This window comes from Staphylococcus sp. EG-SA-14 (assembly GCF_017151935.1).
In the GTDB taxonomy this organism is placed as follows: domain Bacteria; phylum Bacillota; class Bacilli; order Staphylococcales; family Staphylococcaceae; genus Staphylococcus; species Staphylococcus aureus.
Map to the genome: position 1 here is coordinate 1 of NZ_JACVZM010000061.1, position 468 is coordinate 468.

Sequence of the window (468 nt, forward strand, 5' to 3'; positions counted from 1 at the left end):
GTTAAAGCAGTGAAAGATTTTGATGATCAATTATTATTTGTTGGTTTATCTAACAGTGAACTAATCGAATCATGTAAACGTCATAATTTAACGTATAAGAGCGAAGTATTTGCTGATCGTGCATACGAAGATAATGGCCAATTAGTTTCAAGAAAAAAAGAGGGCGCGCTTATAAAAGATACTAACCAAGCTGTCGCACAAGTTATTAAAATGGTAAAAGAATCTAAAGTTATGACGATAAATGGAAATGAAATTCCGATTGAAGCAGATACAATCTGTGTACATGGAGACGGACAACATGCTTTAGATTTTGTTCAAGAAATTATTCGACAGTTTAAAGCTGAAGGCATAGAAATTAGTGCAATGAAATAGGAGGAAAGCGTATGAAGCAAAATAAAGGGTATGAGGAGTTAAATCAACCGTTTGAAATAACAAATAAGCATAGAAGAATTCTATGGGGTGCAGTAT

General features: G+C 33.3%; 1 protein-coding gene. It reads left to right on the forward strand.

The annotated features are described in order from the left end of the window. Nucleotides 1–372, forward strand: a 372-nt coding sequence (locus IDG63_RS14280; protein ID WP_206176482.1) for a LamB/YcsF family protein, incomplete at its 5' end; no start/stop codon positions are given. Between the last annotated feature and the right edge of the window lie 96 nt (nt 373–468).